Genomic DNA, 582 nt, shown 5'->3' with positions numbered 1-582 from the left:
AACGACGGCGACAACAGCAAGAAGCCCGGCACCGTGCCCGAAGGCTGGAGCGACGGCCCGACCGGCACCACCCCGGATGTGATCGACAGCGTGGCCAAGCAGTACCGCGCCCACGACATGCCCGGTGGCTGGATCCTGCCCAATGATGGTTACGGCTGCGGTTACAAGCAGTTGCCGGAAACGGTGAAGGGCTTGGCCAAGTACGGTTTCCGCACCGGTCTGTGGACGGAGAACGGCGTCGACAAGATCGCCTGGGAAGTGGGCAAGGCCGGCAGCCGCGTGCAGAAGCTGGACGTGGCCTGGACCGGCAAGGGCTACCAGTTCGCGATGGACGCCAACCGCCAGGCCTTCAACGGCATCCTGGACAATTCCGATTCGCGCCCGTTCCTGTGGACGGTGATGGGCTGGGCCGGCATCCAGCGCTATGCGGTGGCATGGACCGGCGACCAGAGCAGCAGCTGGGATTACATCCGCTGGCACGTACCGACCCTGGTCGGTTCGGGCCTGTCCGGCATGGCCTACGCCAGCGGCGACGTCGTTTTTAACGTTGCTGATGCTGCCGTGATCCACACCCGCGACCTG

1 protein-coding gene is annotated in these 582 nt (G+C 65.3%); it reads left to right on the top strand.

What is annotated here, in order from left to right; genetic code table 11:
• The coding region (locus tag DAI20_RS19930; protein WP_497802650.1) for a TIM-barrel domain-containing protein at positions 1-582 on the top strand (582 nt) is incomplete at both ends.

Origin of the sequence: Planctomonas deserti (assembly GCF_003067705.1) — a bacterium.
In the GTDB taxonomy this organism is placed as follows: domain Bacteria; phylum Actinomycetota; class Actinomycetes; order Actinomycetales; family Microbacteriaceae; genus Planctomonas; species Planctomonas deserti.
This window is presented reverse-complemented; position numbering and strand designations above follow the sequence as displayed.